We start from the raw sequence: 23,645 nt of genomic DNA, 5'->3' as shown, positions 1-23,645 counted from the left end.
TTGAGGGCTGGGACCGGGAAGGCCAGCGCGTCGATCCGCTGGCCTCATCTTGCTTCACGCGGGCTTACTTATTCAGGAAGTAGCCGTCTTCGATAGTTACTCTGAGCACCACCTTTTTGACCGGCGAGTCGCAGATAAAGCGATAGGCTTCATGGGTGTCGCAAATCACCATCTGACCTTCGTGAACCTGCACGGTTTCACCGATGCCTTTGAGATATTCACGGTCGGTTTCATCGCGATAGCAGGCCACGGTCTGCAGCTGCTCTTTGGCGGCAAACTCAATTTTTTGCTGACCCTGAAGGTAGTAATGCACCTCGAAATAGCGGCGGTTGCCAACGAACAGCGCATCCGTGGTGCTGTCGCTTGCCACGCGATAGGAGAGTGAATCGCCGATAGAGTGGGCCACCCCGGGCCGAATATTGTCGATGTTATTAATCGCTTCTACGCAGCGCTGCCATTTACGCCCACTGTAATAAATTTGCTTAAACTGTTCTAAGTTATCGAGAATTCTCATTTTTCAGCCTCGCTGTGTGAATTGGAGGAAAAGAAACCGGCGCCAAAGCTATGATTCGCCAGCGTCTGCGAGGAAGCGCTCCCGCCTTCCAGCGGCAGCAGCGTAAAGCCATAGTTGAACGGTTTGAGCCACACCCGCCAGCTATCCAGCACCTCGCTCCCCCAGGAGTTAGAGCCCAGGCCGAGCAGTTGGGCGTCGATATTCAGGGTGATGTCATCGCTGCGGTGCAGTTCGTTACAGTGCTGCGCGGCGTGCAGATTCTCCGCCGTATAGTGCCAGGCGCTGATGTTGAGCGGATCGCGCGGGACCACCATCAGACCGCTGCCGTGACGGTCGGTAAACGCGGCCCAGCGGACGTGCTGCCGGTTGCCGTTGTTCTGCGGGAACGGATAGTTCACGAACATGTCGTCCACGGTGGTGCGCCAGAGGTCAATGATGTTGCTCTGCTGGCTGTCGGCGTAGTTTTCGCCGGGACCGCGACCGTAGTAATCCACCTGTTCAAACTGAGCGTTAATGCCCAGCATAAAACCGATGCACGGCACGATGTGCGGATAGTCGCCGTAACGTTCGCCCGCAAGCTCAACGTTGATATGCCCCTGCGGGGTAATCTGCCAGCGATAGGTGCAGCGCATGCCGAAATCGAAAACCGGCGGGGCGATGATGCTGCGGGCGGTGATAATCACCGTATCGCCGCGCTGCTCGGCGCTGAATGCGCGCAGATGCTCCTGCATAATTTGCAGATGATTGGGCTGCCACAGCCCCTCGTATTCCTGCTTGTGGTTATCAATCATTGGCTTGAAGAAGTTAATCTTCGGCTCACGGGTCACCTGGTCTACGCCGTTCACCTGCCATTCGCTCAGTTTGCCGCTGACTTTCGAGAACACTACGCGGAAGTTGTGCCCGGTGATGCTGTAGCTCAGACGTTCATCGGCAATGCGCAGCGAGGTGGCGCTGGTGTTAATCAGCGGTGTTTTTGCTGCGGTCTGCTCTTTGAGCTGGAACTGGTAGACGGCGATTGGGTGGTTGGCTTCGCTGTATGGCGTACGGGAATCTTTGGTCACTATGATGTTGACGAAGGTTTCGCGATCGTCCAGCTCCGGCAGGTCGATAGTGATATCGCGGCCGCTGTTTGGCGCAAGATCGCGCACCTTAAGCTGCTGGCTGGCAAGCGTAGTCCCCTCGGCGCGCACTTCCACGCGCAGGGTGTAGTCATCCAGGGTCGAGAACCAGAACTTATTGTCGATGCGCAGCGCGCCGCGGGCGATGTCGGTCGCCTGAACTTTTACCGGGGCGATAACCTGCTTGTACTCTCTGAGCCCGGGTCCAGGCGTCTGATCGGAGAAAATCAGCCCGTCGAGGCAGAAGTTGTAGTTATTGGGATAGTCACCGTAGTCGCCGCCGAATTTGTACCACACCGCGCCGCTGTCGTCGGTGGCCTGGATTCCGTGATCGCACCACTCCCATACATAGTGGCCCTGAATACTGTCATGTTGATAGAACACGTTCTGATATTCGCTCAGCCCGCCGGGACCGTTGCCCATCGCATGGGCGTATTCGCAGATAATCCGCGGCTTGGCATGCGGATATTCCCCGAATTCGTTCATCAGCGGCACGCGGGTATACATGGTGGAGATGATATCCACCACCTCCGCGTCGCGATCCTCTTCGTAATGCACCAGCCGGGTATCATCGATTGCTTTCGCGGCGTGATACATCGCGCGAATGTTGCAGCCGTAGCCGGACTCGTTGCCCAGCGACCAGATGACGATCGACGGATGGTTTTTCTGCGCATGGACGTGGCGGACGATCCGCTCAACGTAAATATGCTCCCATTCTGGGTCATCGGTGATGGCGCTCAGGTTGCCGACGTTGGCGAAGCCGTGGGATTCGACATCGGTTTCCGCCATCACGAACAGGCCGTAAATGTCGCACATCTCATAGAAACGCGGGTCGTTGGGATAGTGGGCGGTACGTACCGAGTTGATATTGTGCTGCTTCATCAGCAGCAGATCTTTCTCAACGCGATCCATCCCCACGGCGCGGCCCTTCAGATGGTCGTTGTCGTGACGATTAACACCGTGCAGCATTACGTAGCGGTTATTGATGTAGAACAGGCCGTTGCGCACTTTGATATCGCGAAAGCCGACGCGCTGCGGAATGACTTCGATAATCTCTCCGACGTCGTTTTTCAGCGTCATCACCAGGTGATAGAGGTACGGGTTTTCCGCCGACCACTGCTGCGGCGCCTTCACGTCGATCGCAAAGTCGACGTTCAACTGCTCGCTGACGGTCAGGCGCTGCGTTGTGCCTTCATACAGCGCCTTTTCGCCGTCGAACAGCGCGTATTCCAGCGTCGCAGCGCCCGGCTGCGCATCGAGATTTTCCAGCACCAGCTGGCAGGAGAGCGTGGCGTCGATGTAGTCATCGTTAAAATCGGTGCGCAAAGTGAAGTCCTGGACGTGAAGCGGGTTTTTGCCCACCAGATACACGTCGCGGAAAATACCCGCCGACCACCACATATCCTGATCTTCTATATAGGTGGAGTCCGCCCACTGCATGACGCGCACGCAAAGCAGGTTGTCGCCGGTTTTTACCGCGTGACTAATATCAAACTCTGCCGTCAGGCGGCTGCCTTTGCTGAAACCGATGTACTGACCGTTAACGTACACTTCAAAATAAGTTTCGACGCCATCAAATTTAATCAGGGTCTGCTGGCCCTGCCAGCCCTCGCTGAGGGTAAAGATTCGCTGATAGGCGCCGGTAGGGTTGTCGGTCGGCACGTAGGGAACGTCAATCGGGAAGGGAAAGCCTTCGTCGGTGTACTGTAGCTGGCCGTGGCCTTCCATCTGCCACATTCCCGGTACGGTGATCGGTCCCCAGTCGCTCATGTACTGCGAGGTGAACGCTTCCGGCACCCGCAGCGGGTTGTTAAAGAAGCGGAAGTTCCACTGTCCGCTAAGGGACAAAAAGCGGCTGCTGATTTCACGGGCGAAGGTTCGCGCCTGGGCCTGCGAATCGTAAGAGAAGAAATAGGCGCGCGGAGGCAGCCGGTTTTCATGAGTGAGTTGAAGATTTTCCCAGCGATTCATATCGCCTCCCTGAACGGACTAAACGGATAGAAGTTATTTTAGTAAAACTTTTACTAAATAAAATCACCGGGAGCGATTTACTTTAACTCGATCACAAAATGAGCGTGACCGGGCGCCTGTGGTTGGCATCGGGAAGGGGACATTCCCGGAGGCGATGCTGCGCATCTGTCCGGGCTGCCGTTTGGCAGGCGGTGGTGAACCCGTAGCCCGGGCAAGGCGCGTCAAGCGCCGCCCCCGGGAGCCGGGCGCAGAGGATTCAGCGCCAGAAACGGGATTAGCGGGTGGTACCGCGCAGCTTAAGCACGCTGGGGACAAAGACGTTTAGCGGCAGCGCGCGGCCATCGCGGGCTTTCTCAACCAGCAGGTTGACGCCCTGGCTGCCCATCATTTCTGAATGAATGCGCACCGTGGAGAGCGGCGGAAAGGTAAAACGCGCGGTGGGGATATCGTTAACGCTAATGAGCGAGATATCTTCCGGGATCGAGAGACCGCGTTCATGAATGGCGCGCAGCACGCCGATGGCAATAGAGTCTGACGCGACGAACAGCGCGGTGGGGAAATCCGCCTTTGCCAGCATCGTTTTTGCCAGCTCATAGCCGGAGGAGCTGGAAAACCCGCCGCGCCAGATATCTTCTTCCGAAACCACTCCCTTCAGGCGGCCATATTCGACGAAGGCCACTTCGCGGATGTCGGCTTTACCCGGCTCATCCTGGCCACCAATAAAGCCGATACGTCGCGCACCCTGGGCGATAAAAAAGTTGATAACTTCTTTGGCGATGCGCACCAGATCGATGTCGACGGCGTCATAGCTGCTGCCGGGTTCATGGAAATCAATAAAGCAGACGTTGTCGGTTAACGCCGTGGCGGCGTCGCGAATCGCCCGCGAAGGCTGGCCGACAATCAGAACGCCGGTCACTTTTTTCAGCTCGGGTAGCGCGTTGTTAAAGTAGCAGTTGGTCAACTCGATACCGAGCTTTTCGCATTGCGTTTCGATGCCGTGGCGGATCGCCAGATAGTAAGGATCGTTGATTTCCAGATCCTGCTGGTAGCTGTAGATGGCCAGAATATGGTGGTGGCCGACGGTGTGAACCTGAGCCTTACGCGAGCTGGTACTTTTATATTCCAGCTTTTCCGCCACCTCAAGAATGCGATGTTTTGTCTCTTCTTTCACGTTCAGAGTGGGGTCGTCGTTTAAAACGCGGGAAACCGTCGCCAGTGAAACGCCTGCTTCGGTCGCGATATCTTTTAGTGTGGCCATTGTTTTCCTTATCTGACGTTGCCCCATCGACGCAAACCATTGTAAAGCAAGCGCGGGCAGCTGCATCTCTTTTCAGTAAATTTCCGCCGTATTATTCATCCCCGCCGCAGCGTTTCCAGCGCGCAAAAGAGTGATGAATCTAACATTCTTCGCACTATTATGCGGAAACCTCGCCGACATTTGTTATCTTTTACTAAAATTTTACTTGAGGGGTGCAAGATGGAAACGGTGCTTTATGCTGATTTTGCCAGACTGGAAATGCGTACGGGAAAAATTGTGGCGGTAAAACGACATGAGAATGCCGACAAGCTCTATATTGCCCGGATTGACGTTGGCGATCGCACGCTGCAGACGGTAACCAGCCTCGTGCCGTACTACAGCGAAGAAGAGCTGCTGGGAAAAACGGTCGTGGTCCTGTGTAATCTGGCGAAAGCCAAAATGCGCGGTGAAACCTCGGAGTGCATGCTGCTTTGCGCCGAAACCGACGATGGCAGCGAAAGCGTACTGCTTACGCCGGAAAGGGCGATGCCTGCTGGCGTGCGGGTGGTATAACGCAATGCCCTCTCCCTGTGAGGGAGAGGGCAGGTCACTACGCCTCTTCCACCGACACCCGCAGCGCCGCCAGCGCCAGGCGGGCCGCTTTTAGCACCTGTTCACACTGCTCAAGGGTCAGCGTCAGCGGCGGTTCTATGCGGATCGTCCTTGCGTTGTTGAGCGTTCCGGCTACCAGTACGCGCTGGCGGAACATCTCGCTGGCAAAGTCATAGCCGATTTCGTTATCGACAAACTCAATGGCCATCAGCATACCTTTGCCGCGCACGTCATTCACCAGATCCGGATATTCGCGGGCCAGCTGGCGGAAGCCGTCCAGCAGCATGTCGCCTTTCTGCTCCGCCTGCGCGGGCAGGTTTTGCGTCAGCAGCACATTGATGGTCGCCAGCGCCGCCGCGCAGGCCAGCGGGTTGCCGCCGAACGTGGTGGTATGCAGGAACGGGTTATCGAACAGCACCGAGAATACCTCTTCGGTGGCGACCGTTGCGCCAATCGGCATGACGCCGCCGCCCAGCGCTTTGGCAAGGCACAGAATGTCCGGCTGGACGTTTTCATGCTCGCAGGCGAACATCTTGCCGGTGCGCCCCATGCCGGTTTGCACTTCATCGAGGATCAGCAGCGCGCCAAACTCATCGCACAGCTTGCGCACCGCGGGCAGATAGCCCGGCGGCGGCAGAATCACCCCGCCTTCGCCCTGAATAGGCTCAAGGATCACCGCCGCGACGTCATCGCCGGTCTTTTTGCACTCGCTCAGCAGCGTGCGCATCGCATTGATATCGCCAAAAGGCACGTGACGGAATCCCGGCAGCAGCGGCATAAAAGGCTTACGGAAAGTCGATTTCGCGGTGGCCGAAAGCGCGCCCAGCGACTTACCGTGAAACGCGCCGCTGGTGGCGACGAAGGTAAACTTGCCGCGCGGAGACTGATAAGCCTTCGCCAGCTTTAACGCCGCTTCCACCGATTCGGTACCGCTGTTGCTAAAGAAGCTGTATTTCAGTTTGCCCGGCGTTAAGGCCGCCAGGGTTTTAGCCAGCATGGCCCGCAGCGGGTCCAGCAGTTCCTGACTATGAAGGGGTTGTTTAGCGAGCTGATTTTCGACGGCGGAAACGACAACTGGATTACGGTGCCCTACATTAAAAATCCCAAACCCACCCAGGCAGTCGATAAACTCCTGTCCCTGAGTGTCGACAAGCGTATTTAACCCTCCCGCTTGCCACTCTACGGCTCCGTAATCCCCGCCAGCAGTGACCGATTTTCGATACGCTAAAAACCCCGGGTTCACATGCTCTTTAAAGTATTCCCTGACCTCCTGGTTAAGTGATTTCATCTCCTCATGATCGAGCGTTCGCTTCTCAATGAGATTCAGTGCGTGTGCGCTGCAGGCCAGAGCCGATGCGCTGGAAGGTAATCTGTTCAAAATATGCTCCTGGGCGGGGCGTATCACATGATACTGAATTAAGTATTGCAGGGATTACGCCACTTCGGCGCGGGCCAGGAAAATCGGGATAAACGCAACGTGAAATTGCGGTTGAGCAAAATTTAATCTTATCGCGAAATTATTGGCATGTTTTACTCCTGAAGGCGTGAAACCATGCGCAGAAGGGGTCCCGCCGCGTGCTTCGCGGCGGTGCAGGCTGCCCGGCGATGGGGCAGAGGGCTAGTCGAGCTGGGAGATTTCCATTGCCGCGCGGTCAATGACGCCGACGATCTGCTTTAGCTGAGCTTCGGTTATTTCCTGCTGGTTAACCCTTAAATCCAGTACCGCCTTAAAATTCTCCAGCGCGCGCTTCATCTGCGGATTTTTACGCAGTTCACAGCCCACCATGCGCGCCTGCAGCCTGGTCTGAATATGCTCCAGCTGCTCCAGGTTTTCCGCGTGCAGCTGACTGCCTTCAGCGGTAATGGCGATTTTTTTGCGGCCGTTTTCGTCGGCCACGCTGATTAATCCCTGATCCTGAAGTAAATCGAGCGTCGGGTAGATGACGCCGGGGCTCGGGCTGTAGTTGCCCTGGGTCAGAGTTTCGATCTCTTTAATCAGTTCGTAACCGTGGCTGGCATTGCGGGTGAGGATGTCCAGAATCACCAGGCGCAGCTCGCCGTGACCAAAGAAGCGCTGCCGGCGTCCGCCGCCTCTGCGACCGTGCTCGCCGTGTTCGCTATGTTCCCCGTGGCGTCCGCGTGGGCCACGGCCTTCTTCGTGATGGTGTCTCATGTTTTGTTCCTGTGATTGTTTGATATATCTAATTTATATCTAAAATTAATAAAGTAGCAATACAGTAGTGAGTTTATTTTTTATTTAATTGATATTTAACGTTTTAATTTTGGTTTTTGGCTTTTGTGGCGTTTTTATATGACTATATCAAAAAATGCTTGCATTCTTTTTTAATGGCAATCATTATCATTTGCATGATTTTTAGATATATCTATTCCGTTCACCAAGGCGATGAAAGATGACAACGACCAGACACCCTAAATACCCGCAGCGCGTACGTAATGAACTGCGCTTCCGTGAGTTAACCGTATTGCGCGTCGAGCGTATCGGCAGCGCATTCCAGCGTGTCGTGCTGGGCGGAGAGGCACTGGAAGGCTTTGTTTCCCAGGGTTTTGACGACCACACCAAGCTCTTTTTCCCGGCCGCGGGCGCTGCGTTCACGCCGCCGGAGGTGACGGATGAAGGCATTAACTGGGGCGATGGCGTGCGTCCGGCGACCCGCGACTATACGCCGCTGTACGACGCCGGGCGTCATGAGCTGGCGTACGACTTTTTTATTCACGATGGCGGTATTGCCAGCAGCTGGGCGCTGGCGGCGAAAACGGGCGATAAGCTGGTGATCGGCGGGCCGCGCGGTTCGCTGGTGGTGCCGGAAGATTACGCCTGGCAGCTGTATGTGACCGATGAGTCAGGCATGCCCGCGCTGCGCCGCCGTCTGCTGGCATTGCAGCAGCTTCCGACGCGCCCGCAGGTCACGGCGATCGTCACCATTGGCGATGAGTCTTATCAAGATTACCTGACCGATCTCGATGGTTTTCATATCGAGTGGGTGGTGGGACATAACCCAGCCGCAGTGGCCGAACGGTTGGCACAGGTGGTGGTTCCGGCGGACGATTATTTTATCTGGCTGACCGGGGAAGGCGCGGTGGTGAAGTCGCTGCTGGCGCGCTTTGAAGGCGAAGAGATTGATCCGCAGCTGGTGCGTTCGCAGGCCTACTGGCACAGCAAATAAGCGCGTAGAAACCCCGGGTTGCGGCTGGTGCCTTACCCGGGCTACGAAAGAGTACTGCGCGGTGATTTTCCCGGAGGCGAGGCTGCGCATCTGTCCGGGCTACCGATCCACAGGCGGCTATAAACCCGTAGCCCGGGCAGGCGCTTTATGCCGCCCCTGGGAGCAGAGTGCGCAGAGGCATTATTTCCCCGTAGCCCTGCTAAGCGCAGCGCGAGCAGGGGAGATGCCAGGGAGGCTATTTCTGCGCCAGCGCTTTAAACACCATGGCCACCGCGTGGGCGCCGGGGTCCATATTGCCGCGCAGGCTATCGCTGTTCAGGTACGATGCGCGCCCGGCGCCCGCTTTGCTGGCGTGAAGCGTACGATCCGCGCCCGCCTGCGCCGCGGCGAAAGCCGCCTGCAGGTTATCCGGTTCGGCCAGCAGCGCCGTTAGCGCCGGCTGCAGGGCGTCAATCATGGTCCGGTCGCCTTCATCCGCACCGCCGTAAAACTTCATCTGCGCCAGCCCTGCGTTTAGCGCCTCGGCGACGCTTGCCCCCTGTTCCAGCTTCTGCCCGGCGGCGGTAAAGAAAATCGACATCAGCACGCCGCTGGAGCCGCCCATCACCACCGTCAGACGCTCGCCAATCAGGGCAAACAGCGTGGCGAGGTTAGCCAGCGGCAGCTGGCGACGCTGTAGCAAGTCGGCGATGTCGCGCGCGCCGGCGGCGAAGGTGGAGCCGGTATCGCCGTCGCCGACTTTGGCATCCAGCGCGTTGAGGTCTGCTTCAAGCTCGGACAGCGTGCCGGTCACACGTTCCACGTAGCCCGCAACTTCGCTGTTCTCCGAGGGCGCAAACTCCACCCGCGTACTGCGCAGCGATGATGGCATCACGCTGATCGCGCGCGGCTGTACCGGCGTCTGCCAGCCGGCGGTTTCTACCGCGGAAAGCAGCGCCTTCTCAATGCTCTCTTCCAGCACGATGGCGGTGAGGGAGAAGCCCTTCATATCCAGCGCGGTGACCAGCGACGCCGGGCCTATCAGCCAGTCGATACGCTGATGCAGCGGCGTATGCGCCAGCTCGCGGGTCAAAATCGCCATTTCGGCAACCGATACGCCGCCAAGATTATTGATCATCACCGCCAGGCGGCCGGTTTCCGGCAGGGCAGCGCTGAGCTTCTCTACCATCAGCGTAACGATTTCCGCGCTGTTCTGCGTGGCGATAACCGAAGCGCCCGGTTCGCCGTGGATCCCCATGCCCAGCTCGGCCTGGTCCGGATGATGGCGCGGAGTCGCTTCCGCGTCCTGCGGAAGATGGCAGCTGGAAAGGGCCAGGCCAAGGCTGAAGGTATGTCTGGCGGCATACTGCGCTTCGCGCAGCACGGTTGCCAGATTGTGGCCGCGTTCGGCGAAGTAGCCGGCCACTTTATGCACCAGAATCGTCCCGGCAATGCCGCGCGGATGTTTGTTATCCGGCAGCGAAATATCATCGCCAACGATCAGCATCTCGACGTTATAGCCCATACGGCGCGCTTTCTCCGCGGCGAGGCCGAAATTCAGACGATCGCCGGTATAGTTCTTGACGATCAGCAGGCATCCGGCATCGCCGGTCACGGCCTGGATGGCGGTCAGCACCGCATCGACGCTCGGCGAGGCAAACAGATCGCCGCAGACGGCGGCGGTCAGCATGCCTTTACCGACAAAGCCCGCGTGGGCCGGTTCGTGACCGGAACCGCCGCCGGAGATCACCGCCACGTTGTTTTTGTCGAGATCGCGACGCACCACCACGCGAATGGCGGGATCGCTCTCCAGCCGCGCCAGGTTATTCCACGGGCTGGCGATAATCGTTCCTTCAATCACTTCGTTGACGAGGTTGGCGCGCTGATTAAAAAAGAATTGAGACATAACGGATCCTGAAAGTTAAGCGAGTTCCCGGAGGGGACAGCCTCCGGGGCGGAAAGGTTAGGGCAGGTTAGCCGCGAATCACGCGTTTGCCGGGAATATCAAGGGTGACGCTCTCGCCATCTTGCAGCGTCAGAGCATCGCTCTGCTGGCAAAGCATCGCGATACCCGCCTGGCGGGCGATAATGGCGCCGTGAGAGAGCTCGCTGCCGGCCTGCAGGCAGATCCCCTTCACCTGCTCTGCGTTAAGCTGCAGGACGGTAGAAGGGAAGATATCGTCGGCAACGAGGATCGAAGGCGCGCTAAACTGCGGCAGCACTTCATCGCGCTCGTTAAGGTGACTCAGCGTGCGGTGCAAAATATCTTCAATATCAATATAGCGCGCCTGCAGGTAAGCATCGTCGAGATGGCGATATTGTTGGCTTAAATCGCTAAGCACCTGTAGCCAGGCCCACGCCGCGCTGCACTGCTCGTCGCGTATGATGTCGCACGCCGCTGCGTATAAATCAGGGTCATCGAGCAGGGTATGATGCCCGGAGAAGATCGCCGCGATGTCGGCGGAAAACGTCGCCTCTGCCAGAGTCGTCAGCGCGCTAAGGTCTTCCAGCGTCCGGTCGATGGCCCGTTTCAGCCGCAGCTGCTGCTGGCCGATGGCGGTGCTCGTTTCCCGCGAGACCCTGTCCTGCGGCTGGGGATAAAGCACGACCTTACCCTCAACGCGGTCGGCGCTGGCGGGCCGACGCGCGGGCGCCGCCTCCGTTGGCTCGCCGAAGTTCTCCGCCGCCAGCGCCTGGAACGCCGCCAGCGCGGCGTCGGCGTCCGGGCCGCGGGCAAGCAGCCTTAAGGTATCGTTCCGGCGCACCTGAAGCAGGGCGATTTGGTTGAGGCTGTCCGGCGTGACGCATTTACCCCCTTTCTCCAGCACCAGGTCGGCATTGAATCCCGCCAGCGCGGCGACCAGCTTTGACGCCGGACGAACGTGCAGGCCGTTGTGGTTTTGAATCACCACGGAAACCGAGCGCGCGTCGCGGTCGTCGACCGGCGCGGCGGCCAGCGAAGCGTGTTGCGGTTGCGATGGTAACCCCAGCTGTACGCGTTTTGCCTCCAGCGCGTTCATGGCGTCTTCGATCACCTTGTCGATGCCGGCTCCGGCGGCGGCGCTCACCGTCGCCGCCAGAGTCCCTTCCACCAGCGGCGCCGCGCACAGGCGAACCTTCGCCGCAATGGCCGGATCGAGGAGATCCAGCGCGGTTTCGGCGCTCAGCAGGGCGCTGCCGATATCCATCATCACCAGAATATGATCGGCGTCAGCGACGGACTCGATGGCTTCCATAACCTTAATGGGATCGGTGCCGATCGGACTGGCGGGATCGTCAATTCCGGCGGCGATCGCCAGCTTGCAGCCATCGTTCATTAACATCTGCCGGGCCAGTTCTCCGACACCTTCGCCCAGACGGGCGCTATGAGAAACAATAACCAGGTTTACCATCGCGTTTTCCTTACTCTTTGGCCGCTGCGGCCAGCATCTGAACCATCAACATCACCGAGGTCGCGCCCGGATCCTGGTGCCCGATGCTGCGTTCGCCCAGGTAGCTGGCCCGTCCTTTGCGAGCCTGCATGGCGATCGTGGCGTGGACGGCGGCTTGCGCCTGTTCGCAGGCCGCCTCAAGGGCGCCTGGTATCGACAGGTGCTGTTCGCTGGACTGGCGCAACGATTCCACCACCGGCAGCCAGACGTCGCACATGGTTTTATCGCCCGGCTCGGCTTTGCCGCGATTCACCACCCCTTCCGCGCCTTCGCGAAAGGTCTGATAGAGCTCCTCAAGGGTCAGGCTCTGGTGGGCCTGGGTCACCTGAGCGGCGCGGATAAAGAAGGTGCCGAACAGCGGGCCGCTGGCCCCGCCGACGTTGGAGAGCAGCGTCATCCCGGTATTTTTAAGAATAAAACCAATGTCTTTATCGGCAATCGACGGCAGCTTTTCCACCACCTTGCTGAAACCACGATGCATATTCAGGCCGTGGTCGGCATCGCCGATTTCCCGGTCCAGACCGGTCAAAAAATCGCTCTCTTTGGTGAAGATATCGCCGCAGCGATAGAGCCAGTCTACGATTTGCGTTCTGCTTAATGACATGTCGTTGCTCCTTATTTGCCCCAGTTCAGCGCCGGGGTGTGGACCGGGGCGTCCCATAATGCCAGCGTCTCTTCATCGGCTTTTAACAGAGTGATGGAAAAACCCACCATATCGAGAGAGGTACAGTAGCTGCCGATAAGGTTGCGCGCGATAACGATACCGGCCTCCTCGCAGCGCTGCGTCAGACGGTTATAGACGCCGTAGAGTTCGGACAGCGGCGTGGCGCCGAGGTTGTTGACCAACGCGATAACCCGATCGCCTTTTTGCAGCGCCTGCTTGGTCTGCGTTACCTCCTGCCACGCGCCTTTCACGTTGTCCCAGTGGCGCAGCGTGCGGCTATAGGCGCCGTTTTCCAGCAGGGTATCGAACATTTCGTCAACGGTGCGATCGAGAGAGGTGAAGCGGCGGCGGTCGATGCCCGGTTCGCCGTGAATGCCGACGCCGAACTCCATCTCATCGTCCTGCAGTTCGAATGAGGGTTGCCCGGCGGCCGGAACGGTGCAGGCGCCGAGCGCGATGCCGATAGAGTGGCCGAGGTTGTTGAGCTTGCGCCCCAGTTCGGCGCAGGCTTCCAGCGAGTCGCCGCGTTCGGCGGCCGCGCCCACCAGTTTTTCAATCAGCACGGTATTCGCCACGCCGCGCCGCCCGGCGGTATAGAGGCTGTCTTTCACCGCCACGTCGTCATCGACTACCACGGTGGTAACCTTGACGCCGCTTTCGTGCAGCAGCTCGGTGGCGGTTTCGAAGTTAAGAATATCGCCGGTGTAGTTTTTGATAATCAGCAGCACGCCTTCGCCGCCGTCGATGGTCATGGCGCACTCAAACATTTTATCCGGCGTCGGGGAGGTGAAAATTTCTCCCGGGCAGGCCCCGGAAAGCATGCCCTGGCCAATATAGCCGCAGTGCATCGGCTCGTGGCCGCTGCCGCCGCCGGAGAGCAGCGCCACTTTCCCGGCCACCGGCGCATCGGCGCGGGTGACGTAGACCGGATCCTGGTGCAGCGTCAGTTCAGGGTGGGCTTTTGCCAGGCCAGCCAGTTGTTCACTCAGGACATCTTCGACACGGTTAATCAGTTTTTTCATTGTTTATGCTCCGTCGGAGTTTCGATGCGGCCTCTCTGCTGACGGAGGCGGTCATCGTGTAGGGGTACCGCCTGACGATATACGATATCGGGCGATGTAGTGATTCTGGCTGAGTTGGCGGGAAAAAAAATCGCCATAAAATGAGTTTCATTACGAAACGTAATTATTAATTTTTGTTCCTTAATGAAACATTTTTGCGCAAGGAAAGGGAAAAATGCGATGTAAGGCGCCTCTTTCACCTCGCTTCAGCAGCGTGGAAAGCCCGCTCAGAGAAATAATTTTGCCCCTTCGTGCCGCCCGTGGTGGTGAAAAACGTCGACGATCGTCCGGCTGGTAACCTTCTTTTGCGCCAAAGGGGCGGATCGAGATCGCAATCCCATCGTTTCACATGAATTCATGTTCCAATATGAAACAATAAAATTTATGTCCTGTTTCATATCGGGACAAAAAGGGGAAAGATTTTTTTGCCCGCGGCTCGCCCTACAGTGATGGCATCGCTCAGGTAGCGCTTTCGTCCCCGCCTTTGATGTAAGGCCGGACGGAGAAACACCGGGGCTCATCATGTCAAAACATGCACTTATTTGAGGGTGAACGGAATGCTAAAAGTTATTCAATCTCCAGCCAAATATCTCCAGGGACCAGATGCATCCACGCTGTTTGGGCAATACGCCAAAAACCTGGCGGACAGCTTTTTCGTGATTGCCGATGACTTCGTGATGAAGCTGGCGGGAGAGAAAGTGCTGGAAGGTTTGCACAGCCACAACATCAGTTGCCATGCGGAACGCTTCAACGGCGAATGCAGCCACGTTGAGATCAATCGTCTGATCGCCATTCTGAAACAGCACGGCTGCCGCGGCGTGGTGGGCATCGGCGGCGGCAAGACGCTCGATACGGCGAAAGCCATTGGCTACTACCAGAAGCTACCGGTGGTGGTGATCCCGACGATCGCCTCCACCGATGCGCCAACCAGCGCGCTGTCGGTTATCTACACCGAAGCCGGCGAGTTTGAAGAGTATCTGATCTACCCGAAAAACCCGGACATGGTGGTGATGGATACGGCGATTATCGCTAAAGCGCCGGTACGCCTGCTGGTGGCCGGGATGGGGGATGCGCTTTCAACCTGGTTTGAAGCCAGGGCCTGTTATGACGCCAGAGCCACCAGCATGGCGGGCGGCCAGTCGACGGCAGCGGCGCTGAGCCTGGCGCGCCTGTGCTATGATACGCTGCTGGCGGAAGGCGAAAAAGCCCGCCTCGCTGCCCAGGCCGGCGTGGTGACCGATGCGCTGGAACGCATCGTTGAAGCGAATACCTACCTCAGCGGTATCGGCTTTGAAAGTAGCGGTCTGGCCGCCGCGCACGCCATTCACAACGGTTTCACCATCCTCGAAGAGTGCCACCATCTGTACCATGGCGAGAAAGTGGCGTTTGGTACCCTGGCGCAGCTGGTGCTGCAAAATAGCCCGATGGAAGAGATCGAAACGGTGCTGAACTTCTGCCATACCGTCGGGCTGCCGGTTACGCTGGCGCAAATGGGCGTTAAAGAGGGCATCGATGAGAAAATTCAGGCAGTCGCCAAAGCGACCTGCGCGGAAGGTGAAACCATTCATAACATGCCGTTCCCGGTCAGCGCGCAGAGCGTGCATGCGGCGATTCTGACCGCCGACCTGCTCGGACAGCAGTGGCTGGCGCGCTAATTTAGCGTCGACCTGCCCCGTCTCATTTAAGCGATGAGACGTTTTCTCCCCCTCTGGCGGTAGCCGCCGGAGGGGTTGTCGTTTATGAAACAGCGGATAGGGATATGACTGCGCAGACTCAGAGCTTTCCTTTGGTGATAACCCAGTCGTGGCATCGCTGCAGCAAGTTTATGCAGCGGGAAACCTGGCAGACGCCGCATCAGGCGCAGGGGCTGACGTTTGAATCGATTTGCCGGCGCAAGACCGCGCTGTTGACGATTGGTCAGGCGGCGCTGGAGGATGCCTGGGAGTTTATGGATAACCGCCCCTGCGCGCTGTTCATCCTCGATGAGTCCGCCTGTATTCTCAGCCGCTGCGGCGATCCACAGACCCTCGACCAGCTTGCGGCGCTGGGATTTCGTGACGGCAGCTACTGCGCGGAAAGCATTATCGGCAGCTGCGCGCTTTCGCTGGCCTCCATGCTCGGGCAGCCGGTCAAAACGACGGGCGAGGAGCATTTTAAACATGCGCTGCACGGATGGGCGTTTAGCTCCACGCCGGTGTTTGATAACCACGGGCGTCTGTTCGGTTCCATTTCCCTGTGCTGCCTGACGGAAGAACAGGCTTCGCCTGACCTCTCCCTGACCCTGGCTATCGCCCGGGAAGTCGGCAACTCGCTGCTCACTGATAGCCTGCTGGCCGAGTCGAATCGCCATCTTAACCAGATGTACGGTCTGCTGGAGAGCATGGATGACGGGGTGATGGCGTGGAACGAGCAGGGGATTTTGCAGTTTCTTAACGTGCAGGCGGCGACGCTGCTGCATCTTGATGCCCAGGCCAGCCAGGGGAAAAACATTAATGAGCTGGTGACGCTGCCGGCCCTGCTGCGTCGGGCCATTAAGCACGCGCGCGGGCTGAACCATGTGGAGGTCACCTTCGAAAGCCAGCATCAGTTTGTCGACGCCGTGATTACGCTCAAGCCAATCGTTGAAGAGCAGGGCAACAGTTTCATTCTGCTGCTACATCCCGTCGAGCAGATGCGCCAGTTGATGACCAGCCAGCTTGGCAAAGTGAGCCATACCTTTGAACAGATGTCGGCGGACGACCCGGAAACCCGGCGGCTGATTCACTTTGGTCGCCAGGCTGCGCGCGGCGCTTTCCCGGTGCTGCTGTGCGGTGAAGAGGGGGTGGGTAAGGAGCTGCTCAGCCAGGCGATTCACAATGAGAGCGAGCGGGGCGGCGGGCCGTATATCGCGGTCAACTGCCAGCTGTATGCCGACAGCGTCCTGGGCCAGGATTTTATGGGCAGCGCGCCGACGGACAATGAAAACGGCCGCCTTAGCCGTCTTGAGCTGGCCAACGGCGGGACGCTGTTTCTGGAAAAAATCGAATACCTGGCGCCGGAGCTGCAGTCCGCGCTGCTGCAGGTGATCAAGCAGGGGGTTTTAACCCGTCTGGATGCCCGCCGCTTGATTCCGGTAGACGTTAAAGTGATCGCCACCACCACCGTCGATCTTGCCAATCTGGTGGAGCAAAACCGCTTTAGCCGCCAGCTTTACTACGCGCTGCACTCCTTTGAAATCGTTATCCCATCGCTGCGCGCGCGGCGTAACAGTATTCCTTCGCTGGTGCACAATCGCCTTAAGAGCCTGGAAAAGCGCTTTTCCTCGCGGCTGAAAATGGATGAAGATGCGCTGGCACAGCTGGTGGCCTACTCCTGGCCGGGCAACGATTTTGAGTTGAACAGCGTGATTGAAAATATCGCCATTAGCAGCGATAACGGCCATATCCGGCTGAGTAATTTGCCGGAATATCTGTTTGCCGAGCGGCCGGGCGCCGATGCGGGCTCCTCGCTGCTGCCCGCCAGCCTGACCTTTAGCGCCATTGAGAAAGAAGCGATTATCCAGGCCGCCCGGGTGACCAGCGGGCGAGTGCAGGAGATGGCGCAGCTGCTGAATATTGGCCGCACCACGCTGTGGCGCAAGATGAAGCACTACGACATCGACGCCGGCCAGTTTAAGCGCGGACGTATGGAGTAGTTTCCTGTGGGGAATGGTACAAAATAGTCGAGCAGAAAAGCACCACGCAAGCGTTTAGCTGCGGTCTGAATCAAAGAAAGGCAACGATCTCTTTGATATCCCGGCGAAGATGGGTCCATAGTGTCATCATGTTCATTACGTGGTTAATTTTAAGGATAAGAGTATGCCAACAGCAATCGATAAAGCCCTGGATTTTATTGGTGGTATGAACACATCGTTGTCGGTGCCGAATACTATGGATGAAAGTACCGCTAAGGGAATTTTGAAGTATTTGCATGAACTGGGCGTACCGGCAAATCCTGCCGACGTCATGGCCCGGGGTGAAAAGGAGGGATGGGATGCCGGGTTCACGGAAAAAGTGGCCGGCTGGGCGGAAAAAATTGCCTCCGGTAACCGGATCGTCATTAAAAACCCGGAATTCTTCACCGTCTATATGCGCGAACAGCTGCAGGCGCTGGTGTAAGCCGCCTGTCGCGAATCTCACGTTATGCTGCGGCGCCCCGAGGGGGCCGCACAATGCAAAAGGGCCGACGATTTCTCGTCAGCCCTTGCTGTATCTGGTGGCCCCTGCTGGACTTGAACCAGCGACCAAGCGATTATGAGTCGCCTGCTCTAACCACTGAGCTAAGGGGCCGTGGCGAGGGATTATAAAGTAACTGTTCCCCGCAATCCAGCCTAAAAATCACGCCTGCTGTTTTTATAAACAACGCATTTTCAATCCTTTATAATTATCTTTTAGGCATTGAGCTGGGGAAAACATGATCAACGATATTCTGGCGCCGGACCTGCGGGTGGTCTTTTGCGGTATCAATCCGGGGAAGTCTTCCGCCCATACCGGTTTTCATTTCGCCCATCCGGGCAATCGTTTCTGGAAAGTGATTCACCAGGCCGGCTTTACCGACCGTCTTCTGAAACCCGAGGAGGAACTCCAGCTGCTGGATACTCGCTGCGGGATCACGATGCTCGTCGAACGCCCGACGGTGCAGGCCAGCGAGGTTGAGCTGCTGGAGCTCCGCGACGGTGGCCGTGAACTGGTCAGAAAAATGGAAGAGTATCAGCCGCGCGCGCTAGCGATCCTGGGTAAACAGGCCTTCGAGAAAGCGTTTCAGGTGCGCGGCGTAAAATGGGGCAAGCAGCAGGTGACCATTGGGGCAACGGAAGTGTGGGTGCTGCCGAATCCCAGCGGCCTCAACCGGGCGACGCTGGATAAACTGGTGGAGGCCTACCGGGAGCTTGACGAGGCGCTGGCCACGCGGGGGCTTTAATGCATTTCCGACGACAAAGAGGTTACGGCTTTCACCCCGGTCGTCGGTGGCTGGCTTAAGCCTGAGGCTTTAGTCAGCTTTTTCGCAATCGCTAATATTCCCTTTTTCTATCATGAATAAGAGGGCGTCAAAAGCGAAGTTGAGAAAGGCTTTACGGTCTTTCTCAAGGTGACGTAAAAGACATTCTTCTCTGTACGAGGACTTTTCCACTAGCCCGGTCAGGCAGAGCCAGAACAGCATCATGACGTCCGCGACGGGAGCATTTAATCCAAGCTCTTTTTTTTCGGCGGCGTCTGTGATTCGCTTTGCGATAATCTGGTGGATCTGTTCTCCAGTCATAGCGATATTTTTCAACGCTTTATTGTTTTTAGTTATTTTTTCAGAACAGGCGATCTTCCCGGCTACCGCGGAAAAGTAGGCAAGGCTTGTTTCATGGAGAGCCATCAGCGCCTGGCACAGCTCGCGATAAAACTCGCGAAATGAATTTTGCCGATTAGCGATTGGTATGAGCTCCTGATAGAAACGCGCCATTACCTCCAGGATAAGATGATCCAGAATATCCTTTTTATTGTCGAAATAGGTGTAAAGCGTGGTTTTACTAAAACCGGCTTCATGTGCGATCTCATCCATGGTGGTACTTTCTATTCCACGGCTTAGAAATAATGTATTAGCGGTGGTTAAAATAACCGTTCTATTAAAATCAGCCAGCTGAATTTTACGCTTGCTATTCATTTCATTTCCCTATGATTTTCCTGCAGTTTTAGGCGTAAATACGCCCGTGAACCAACCAATAGTACAATCGTAAAACGATGCGTCCAGCGATTTAATAGCACATAAATAATTAATAAGAATAAGACCTGGATATATTGATAGGTTTTATATTGAGATTTTAATATTTATTAAATAAATGGTTTCTGCTTAGACATAAAAAAAGCCAGTCATGTGACTGGCTTTTCAGGGGACGCGGCGATAATTAATCGTCGAGGAAGCTACGCAGCACTTCAGAACGGCTCGGATGGCGCAGTTTACGCAGCGCCTTCGCTTCAATCTGACGAATACGTTCGCGGGTTACGTCAAACTGTTTACCCACTTCTTCCAGCGTGTGATCGGTATTCATGTCGATACCAAAGCGCATACGCAGGACTTTCGCTTCACGGGCGGTCAGGCCAGCCAGAACGTCGTGGGTGGCGGCGCGCAGGCTCTCGGTGGTGGCAGAGTCCAGCGGCAGCTCGAGGGTGTTATCCTCGATAAAATCTCCCAGATGCGAATCTTCATCGTCGCCAATCGGCGTTTCCATGGAGATCGGCTCTTTGGCGATTTTCAGCACCTTACGGATTTTGTCTTCCGGCATCAGCATGCGTTCTGCCAGCTCTTCCGGCGTCGGCTCGCGGCCCATCTCCTGCAGCATCTGGCGGGAAATACGGTTGAGCTTGTTGATAGTCTCAATCATATGCACCGGAATACGGATGGTGCGCGCCTGGTCTGCGATAGAGCGGGTGATCGCCTGACGGATCCACCAGGTTGCGTAGGTGGAGAACTTGTAGCCGCGGCGGTATTCAAACTTATCAACCGCCTTCATCAGACCGATGTTGCCTTCCTGGATCAGATCGAGGAACTGCAGACCGCGGTTGGTGTATTTCTTGGCGATCGAGATAACCAGACGCAGGTTCGCTTCAACCATCTCTTTCTTCGCACGGCGCGCTTTCGCTTCACCGATGGACATACGACGGTTGATATCTTTTACCTGCTCGATGGTCAGGCCGGTCTCTTGTTCAATCTGCTGCAGTTTCATCAGGCCGCGCTGAACGTCTTCTTTGACGTCAAGCAGCTTCTCTGACCACGGCTTGTTCATGGCGATGGCCGCATTGAACCAGGTTTCGCTGGTTTCGTTGCCGGTGAACAGAGTGATGAAGTTTTTCTTCGGCATTTTGCACTGCTCAACGCACAGCTTCATGATGATACGTTCTTGAGTACGAACGCGATCCATCATGATACGCATGCTGTTAACCAGGTAATCGAACTGCTTCGGTACCAGACGGAACTGTTTGAACACTTCGGACAGCTTGAGGATCTCTTCCTGCGCTGCGGCGTGGCTACGACCTTTCGCTTTGATGGTGTCGCGGGTCAGTTCGTACTGCGTGCGCAGCTCGGCGAATTTCTCGCGCGCCAGCTCAGGGTCGATGCTGTTGTCGTCATCGCTGCTGTCGTCGTCTTCTTCTTCATCTTCGTCTTCGTCGTCATCCATCTCTTCCTGAGAGAGTTCAGAACCGACGTGAGTGGCTGTTGGCGCCAGATCTTCTTCAGCGTTCGGGTCGACAAAGCCGGTGATCAGATCGGACAGACGCGCTTCTTCCGCTTCAACGCGATCGTACTGCTCCAGCAGATAAGTGATCGCTTCAGGGTATTCAGCCACCGAGCACTGAACCTGGTTAATCCCGTCTTCGATACGTTTAGCGATGTCGATTTCGCCTTCGCGCGTCAGCAGTTCGACGGTACCCATTTCACGCATGTACATGCGCACCGGGTCGGTTGTGCGTCCGATTTCAGACTCCACGCTGGAGAGAACCTGCGCCGCAGCTTCTTCCGCATCTTCGTCAGTATTGTTGTTCGTTTCAGCAAGCAAAAGATCATCGGCATCCGGTGCTTCTTCCATCACCTGAATGCCCATGTCGTTGATCATTTGGATGATGTCTTCGATCTGGTCGGAGTCGACGATATCTTCCGGCAGATGGTCATTGACCTCGGCATAGGTCAGATAGCCTTGCTCCTTACCACGTTGGACAAGAAGCTTCAGCTGTGACTGCGGGTTTTGCTCCATAAGACGGTATCCACACTTAATTCGTTTGATTGGTGTAAGCAGGCGAACTGCCAACATTTAAAGCGAGGGCGTACTTATATTATTGCCGCTGCGCCTCGAGCGGCTGTCGGGGTCTTCCCGAACGATATTCGGCACTTAAGCCGTTCAATGCGTTATCTTTCAAGTTGTCTCTGCGTTTGCTACGTTCTCTCATCCTGGTCATGTACTTGTGCGCACTCCCGGGGATGCGTTCTCTTGCTGCCTTGATTCAACTTGAATGAGTTTTTCTTTCGTCTATTTTTTGGCCAGTTCCTGGCTGATAGTCCAGAGCTCCCGGCGCTCTTCACTGCTTAAACCGTGAGTGCGGTCGCGAGCTATCAACTCTTCTTGCCGCAGCTCCAGCAGTGAATCAAACATATGGTTGAGCGAGTCGGTGAAGGTTTTTTCAGCAATATCCTTATCTGCTATATCGTCCCACATCGACAGTTTTTCAAGGGTTGCGGCCTCATTTGTGCCGCGATACTGCTCTAACAGCAGCCCGGTGGTCAGGCCCGGCTGTGCCAAACAGGTTTTAACCAGTTCGTTGAACAACCCAAGCCCCGGCATTTTACGCGGGTCCAGCCCTTCCAGGGGCGGTACCAGCGGCGCCAGATCCGGGTTTTGTACCAGTAACCCTATCAGTATACGCATGGTCGTGCGTTTTAGCTGCGGAGCAGGGCGCTGGATGCCATTTTCAGACTGTTTTGGCATTAAACGTTCAAGCTGCGCATCATCTAAAATCCCCAGCTTATTGCCTAACTCCTGGCGCAGGTAAATGCGCAGCGTTTCACCCGGCACCTGCGTTATCAGCGGCAACGCTAAGGTACTCAGCTGCGCGCGGCCGTCCGGGGTGCTCAAATCCACCTGCGGTAGCAGGCTGTTGAACAAAAACGTGGAGAGCGGCTGAGCCTGCTCCATTCGCCCTTCAAATGCGGCTTTCCCTTCTTTGCGCACCAGCGTATCCGGATCTTCGCCATCCGGCAGAAACATAAAGCGCAGCTGGCGCCCGTCGGTCATATACGGCAGCGCCGTTTCCAGCGCGCGCCAGGCGGCATCGCGGCCGGCCCGGTCGCCGTCGTAGCAGCAAACCACCTGATTGGTGACCCGGAACAACAGCTGAATATGGTCAGCGGTCGTCGACGTCCCCAGCGATGCAACGGCATAGTTAATGCCGAACTGCGCCAGAGCCACCACGTCCATATAACCTTCGACCACCAGCAGGCGGGGCGGTTCAGCATTATCCTGCTGCGCTTCATAAAGACCGTACAGCTGGCGGCCTTTATGGAAAATATCGGTCTCCGGGGAGTTCAGGTACTTCGGCATGGCGTCACCCAGCACGCGACCACCAAAACCAATCACCCGGCCTCGCTTATCGCGGATGGGGAACATCACCCGTTCGCGGAAGCGGTCGTAACTGCGTCCCTGATCGTTAGTGACCAGCATGCCCGCATCAATCAGCGACTGGCGGTTTTCTTGATTACCGCCAAAACGTTTTAAAACGTTATCCCAACCGGGAGGGGCGTAGCCAATCGCGAAGCGCGTAATCACCTCGCTGCTTAAGCCGCGTTTTTCCAGATACTGGCGCGCGGGGCCGGCGGCGGGTTGCATCAGAGACTGTTGATAAAACGTGTTCAGACCATCCATCAGCTGATAGAGATTTTGCCGCTGATGGCGCTCAATCTGGCTGGGTCCGCTACCTGCTTCATACGGCACGTCTAGATTGTGCATGGCAGCCAGCTCTTCGACGGTTTCCACGAACTCGAGCTTGTCGTAGTTCATCAGGAAGTCGATAGCGTTGCCGTGCGCACCGCAGCCGAAGCAGTGGTAAAACTGTTTTTCACCGTTGACGGTGAAAGAGGGGGTTTTTTCGTTATGGAACGGACAGCACGCGTGAAAATTTTTGCCCTGCTTTTTCAGCTTTACCCGGGCATCGATCAGATCGACGATGTCGGTGCGCGCCAGCAGGTCATTGATAAATACTCGTGGGATTCGTCCAGCCATATGCCCCGTTTTATACACTTGAGCCTTCAGATTGCCTCTGCGTCGGCTGAGTTCGTTCACCCCTGCCACTTACTTGAGTAAGCGCCGGGACTCACTCC

18 protein-coding genes and 1 tRNA gene are annotated in these 23,645 nt (G+C 56.7%); 6 read left to right on the top strand and 13 right to left on the bottom strand.

Going from position 1 to position 23,645, the window contains the following annotated elements:
• Positions 1–64 precede the first annotated feature (64 nt).
• The 3 genes from HMPREF1144_RS03345 to ebgR all read right to left on the bottom strand — a co-directional run bounded on the left by HMPREF1144_RS03345 (position 65) and on the right by ebgR (position 4,861).
• On the bottom strand, positions 65–514 hold the full coding sequence (locus HMPREF1144_RS03345; protein WP_004854400.1) for a beta-galactosidase subunit beta: 450 nt from the start codon (positions 512–514) through the stop codon (positions 65–67).
• The gene (gene ebgA / locus HMPREF1144_RS03340; RefSeq protein WP_009651906.1) at positions 511–3,603 is read right to left on the bottom strand and encodes a beta-galactosidase subunit alpha; all 3,093 of its coding nucleotides are present in this window, start codon (positions 3,601–3,603) and stop codon (positions 511–513) included. Before ebgA ends, HMPREF1144_RS03345 begins: the two co-directional genes overlap by 4 nt.
• Before the next feature lie 274 nt (positions 3,604–3,877).
• Positions 3,878–4,861 carry a transcriptional regulator EbgR gene (gene ebgR / locus HMPREF1144_RS03335; protein ID WP_004854397.1) on the bottom strand — a complete coding sequence of 328 codons (984 nt, stop codon included), beginning with the start codon at positions 4,859–4,861 and terminating at the stop codon, positions 3,878–3,880.
• Positions 4,862–5,080: 219 nt separating this feature from the next.
• Here ebgR and HMPREF1144_RS03330 point away from each other — a divergent pair, with 219 nt between their 5' ends.
• The gene (locus HMPREF1144_RS03330; RefSeq protein WP_009651879.1) at positions 5,081–5,413 is read left to right on the top strand and encodes a tRNA-binding protein; all 333 of its coding nucleotides are present in this window, start codon (positions 5,081–5,083) and stop codon (positions 5,411–5,413) included.
• A gap of 37 nt (positions 5,414–5,450) precedes the next feature.
• On the opposite strand, the gene ygjG is transcribed toward HMPREF1144_RS03330, so the two are convergent.
• Together ygjG and HMPREF1144_RS03320 are read right to left on the bottom strand one after the other, a co-directional pair.
• Positions 5,451–6,830, bottom strand: a complete 1,380-nt coding sequence (gene ygjG, locus HMPREF1144_RS03325; RefSeq protein WP_009651909.1) for a putrescine aminotransferase — start codon at positions 6,828–6,830, stop codon at positions 5,451–5,453.
• A 240-nt stretch (positions 6,831–7,070) separates the two neighbouring features.
• Complete coding sequence (locus tag HMPREF1144_RS03320; protein ID WP_004854392.1) at positions 7,071–7,625, bottom strand: PadR family transcriptional regulator; 555 nt, start codon at positions 7,623–7,625, stop codon at positions 7,071–7,073.
• A gap of 238 nt (positions 7,626–7,863) precedes the next feature.
• On the opposite strand from HMPREF1144_RS03320, the gene HMPREF1144_RS03315 reads away from it, so the two are divergent.
• Entirely contained in the window at positions 7,864–8,637 is a 774-nt protein-coding gene (locus tag HMPREF1144_RS03315; protein WP_009651892.1) for a siderophore-interacting protein, read from the top strand.
• A 235-nt stretch (positions 8,638–8,872) separates the two neighbouring features.
• Here the strand turns inward: HMPREF1144_RS03315 and HMPREF1144_RS03310 are convergent, their stop codons facing one another.
• The 4 genes from HMPREF1144_RS03310 to dhaK form a co-directional block, all read right to left on the bottom strand.
• Positions 8,873–10,522 carry a glycerone kinase gene (locus tag HMPREF1144_RS03310; RefSeq protein WP_004854386.1) on the bottom strand — a complete coding sequence of 550 codons (1,650 nt, stop codon included), beginning with the start codon at positions 10,520–10,522 and terminating at the stop codon, positions 8,873–8,875.
• A gap of 67 nt (positions 10,523–10,589) precedes the next feature.
• Entirely contained in the window at positions 10,590–12,008 is a 1,419-nt protein-coding gene (gene dhaM / locus HMPREF1144_RS03305) for a dihydroxyacetone kinase phosphoryl donor subunit DhaM (RefSeq protein ID WP_009651878.1), read from the bottom strand.
• A gap of 10 nt (positions 12,009–12,018) precedes the next feature.
• A complete protein-coding gene (dhaL, locus tag HMPREF1144_RS03300; RefSeq protein WP_004854381.1) occupies positions 12,019–12,651 on the bottom strand; it encodes a dihydroxyacetone kinase subunit DhaL in 633 nt (210 codons plus the stop codon).
• Between the two features lie 11 nt (positions 12,652–12,662).
• Positions 12,663–13,733 carry a dihydroxyacetone kinase subunit DhaK gene (gene dhaK / locus HMPREF1144_RS03295; RefSeq protein ID WP_009651831.1) on the bottom strand — a complete coding sequence of 357 codons (1,071 nt, stop codon included), beginning with the start codon at positions 13,731–13,733 and terminating at the stop codon, positions 12,663–12,665.
• A 596-nt stretch (positions 13,734–14,329) separates the two neighbouring features.
• Here dhaK and HMPREF1144_RS03285 point away from each other — a divergent pair.
• The 3 genes from HMPREF1144_RS03285 (at position 14,330) to HMPREF1144_RS03275 (ending at position 17,908) form a co-directional block, all read left to right on the top strand.
• Positions 14,330–15,427, top strand: a complete 1,098-nt coding sequence (locus tag HMPREF1144_RS03285; protein ID WP_009651847.1) for a glycerol dehydrogenase — start codon at positions 14,330–14,332, stop codon at positions 15,425–15,427.
• Positions 15,428–15,531: 104 nt separating this feature from the next.
• The gene (gene dhaR / locus HMPREF1144_RS03280; RefSeq protein ID WP_042926946.1) at positions 15,532–17,445 is read left to right on the top strand and encodes a dihydroxyacetone kinase operon transcriptional regulator DhaR; all 1,914 of its coding nucleotides are present in this window, start codon (positions 15,532–15,534) and stop codon (positions 17,443–17,445) included.
• 139 nt (positions 17,446–17,584) lie between these two features.
• The gene (locus tag HMPREF1144_RS03275; RefSeq protein ID WP_071532228.1) at positions 17,585–17,908 is read left to right on the top strand and encodes a DUF1889 family protein; all 324 of its coding nucleotides are present in this window, start codon (positions 17,585–17,587) and stop codon (positions 17,906–17,908) included.
• 95 nt (positions 17,909–18,003) lie between these two features.
• On the opposite strand, the gene HMPREF1144_RS03270 is transcribed toward HMPREF1144_RS03275, so the two are convergent.
• Positions 18,004–18,079: transfer RNA gene (locus HMPREF1144_RS03270), tRNA-Ile, on the bottom strand.
• Between the two features lie 124 nt (positions 18,080–18,203).
• Here HMPREF1144_RS03270 and mug point away from each other — a divergent pair.
• Positions 18,204–18,710: a G/U mismatch-specific DNA glycosylase gene (gene mug / locus HMPREF1144_RS03265; protein WP_009651862.1), complete on the top strand. Its 507-nt coding sequence runs from the start codon at positions 18,204–18,206 to the stop codon at positions 18,708–18,710.
• A gap of 69 nt (positions 18,711–18,779) precedes the next feature.
• Here mug and HMPREF1144_RS03260 read toward each other — a convergent pair whose 3' ends face one another.
• The 3 genes from HMPREF1144_RS03260 to dnaG all read right to left on the bottom strand — a co-directional run bounded on the left by HMPREF1144_RS03260 (position 18,780) and on the right by dnaG (position 23,547).
• Positions 18,780–19,442, bottom strand: coding sequence for a TetR/AcrR family transcriptional regulator (locus tag HMPREF1144_RS03260; RefSeq protein ID WP_009651901.1), 663 nt, complete (start codon positions 19,440–19,442; stop codon positions 18,780–18,782).
• 241 nt (positions 19,443–19,683) lie between these two features.
• A complete protein-coding gene (gene rpoD, locus HMPREF1144_RS03255) occupies positions 19,684–21,528 on the bottom strand; it encodes an RNA polymerase sigma factor RpoD (protein WP_004854301.1) in 1,845 nt (614 codons plus the stop codon).
• A 273-nt stretch (positions 21,529–21,801) separates the two neighbouring features.
• Positions 21,802–23,547, bottom strand: a complete 1,746-nt coding sequence (gene dnaG, locus HMPREF1144_RS03250; RefSeq protein WP_009651848.1) for a DNA primase — start codon at positions 23,545–23,547, stop codon at positions 21,802–21,804.
• Positions 23,548–23,645: the final 98 nt, after the last annotated feature.

The sequence above is a fragment of the Klebsiella sp. OBRC7 genome, assembly GCF_000293135.1.
GTDB lineage: Bacteria > Pseudomonadota > Gammaproteobacteria > Enterobacterales > Enterobacteriaceae > Klebsiella > Klebsiella michiganensis.
This window is presented reverse-complemented; position numbering and strand designations above follow the sequence as displayed.

Excerpts from the sequence above, each read along its gene's own strand:
- HMPREF1144_RS03330 (WP_009651879.1), top strand. The coding sequence starts at position 5,081 with ATGGAAACGGTGCTTTATGCTGATTTTGCCAGACTGGAAATGCGTACG.
- mug (WP_009651862.1), top strand. The coding sequence starts at position 18,204 with ATGATCAACGATATTCTGGCGCCGGACCTGCGGGTGGTCTTTTGCGGT.
- HMPREF1144_RS03285 (WP_009651847.1), top strand. The coding sequence starts at position 14,330 with ATGCTAAAAGTTATTCAATCTCCAGCCAAATATCTCCAGGGACCAGAT.
- dhaR (WP_042926946.1), top strand. The coding sequence starts at position 15,532 with ATGACTGCGCAGACTCAGAGCTTTCCTTTGGTGATAACCCAGTCGTGG.
- dhaK (WP_009651831.1), bottom strand. The coding sequence starts at position 13,733 with ATGAAAAAACTGATTAACCGTGTCGAAGATGTCCTGAGTGAACAACTG.
- dhaM (WP_009651878.1), bottom strand. The coding sequence starts at position 12,008 with ATGGTAAACCTGGTTATTGTTTCTCATAGCGCCCGTCTGGGCGAAGGT.
- ebgA (WP_009651906.1), bottom strand. The coding sequence starts at position 3,603 with ATGAATCGCTGGGAAAATCTTCAACTCACTCATGAAAACCGGCTGCCT.
- HMPREF1144_RS03345 (WP_004854400.1), bottom strand. The coding sequence starts at position 514 with ATGAGAATTCTCGATAACTTAGAACAGTTTAAGCAAATTTATTACAGT.
- rpoD (WP_004854301.1), bottom strand. The coding sequence starts at position 21,528 with ATGGAGCAAAACCCGCAGTCACAGCTGAAGCTTCTTGTCCAACGTGGT.
- HMPREF1144_RS03310 (WP_004854386.1), bottom strand. The coding sequence starts at position 10,522 with ATGTCTCAATTCTTTTTTAATCAGCGCGCCAACCTCGTCAACGAAGTG.
- dhaL (WP_004854381.1), bottom strand. The coding sequence starts at position 12,651 with ATGTCATTAAGCAGAACGCAAATCGTAGACTGGCTCTATCGCTGCGGC.
- ebgR (WP_004854397.1), bottom strand. The coding sequence starts at position 4,861 with ATGGCCACACTAAAAGATATCGCGACCGAAGCAGGCGTTTCACTGGCG.
- HMPREF1144_RS03315 (WP_009651892.1), top strand. The coding sequence starts at position 7,864 with ATGACAACGACCAGACACCCTAAATACCCGCAGCGCGTACGTAATGAA.
- HMPREF1144_RS03260 (WP_009651901.1), bottom strand. The coding sequence starts at position 19,442 with ATGAATAGCAAGCGTAAAATTCAGCTGGCTGATTTTAATAGAACGGTT.
- HMPREF1144_RS03320 (WP_004854392.1), bottom strand. The coding sequence starts at position 7,625 with ATGAGACACCATCACGAAGAAGGCCGTGGCCCACGCGGACGCCACGGG.
- dnaG (WP_009651848.1), bottom strand. The coding sequence starts at position 23,547 with ATGGCTGGACGAATCCCACGAGTATTTATCAATGACCTGCTGGCGCGC.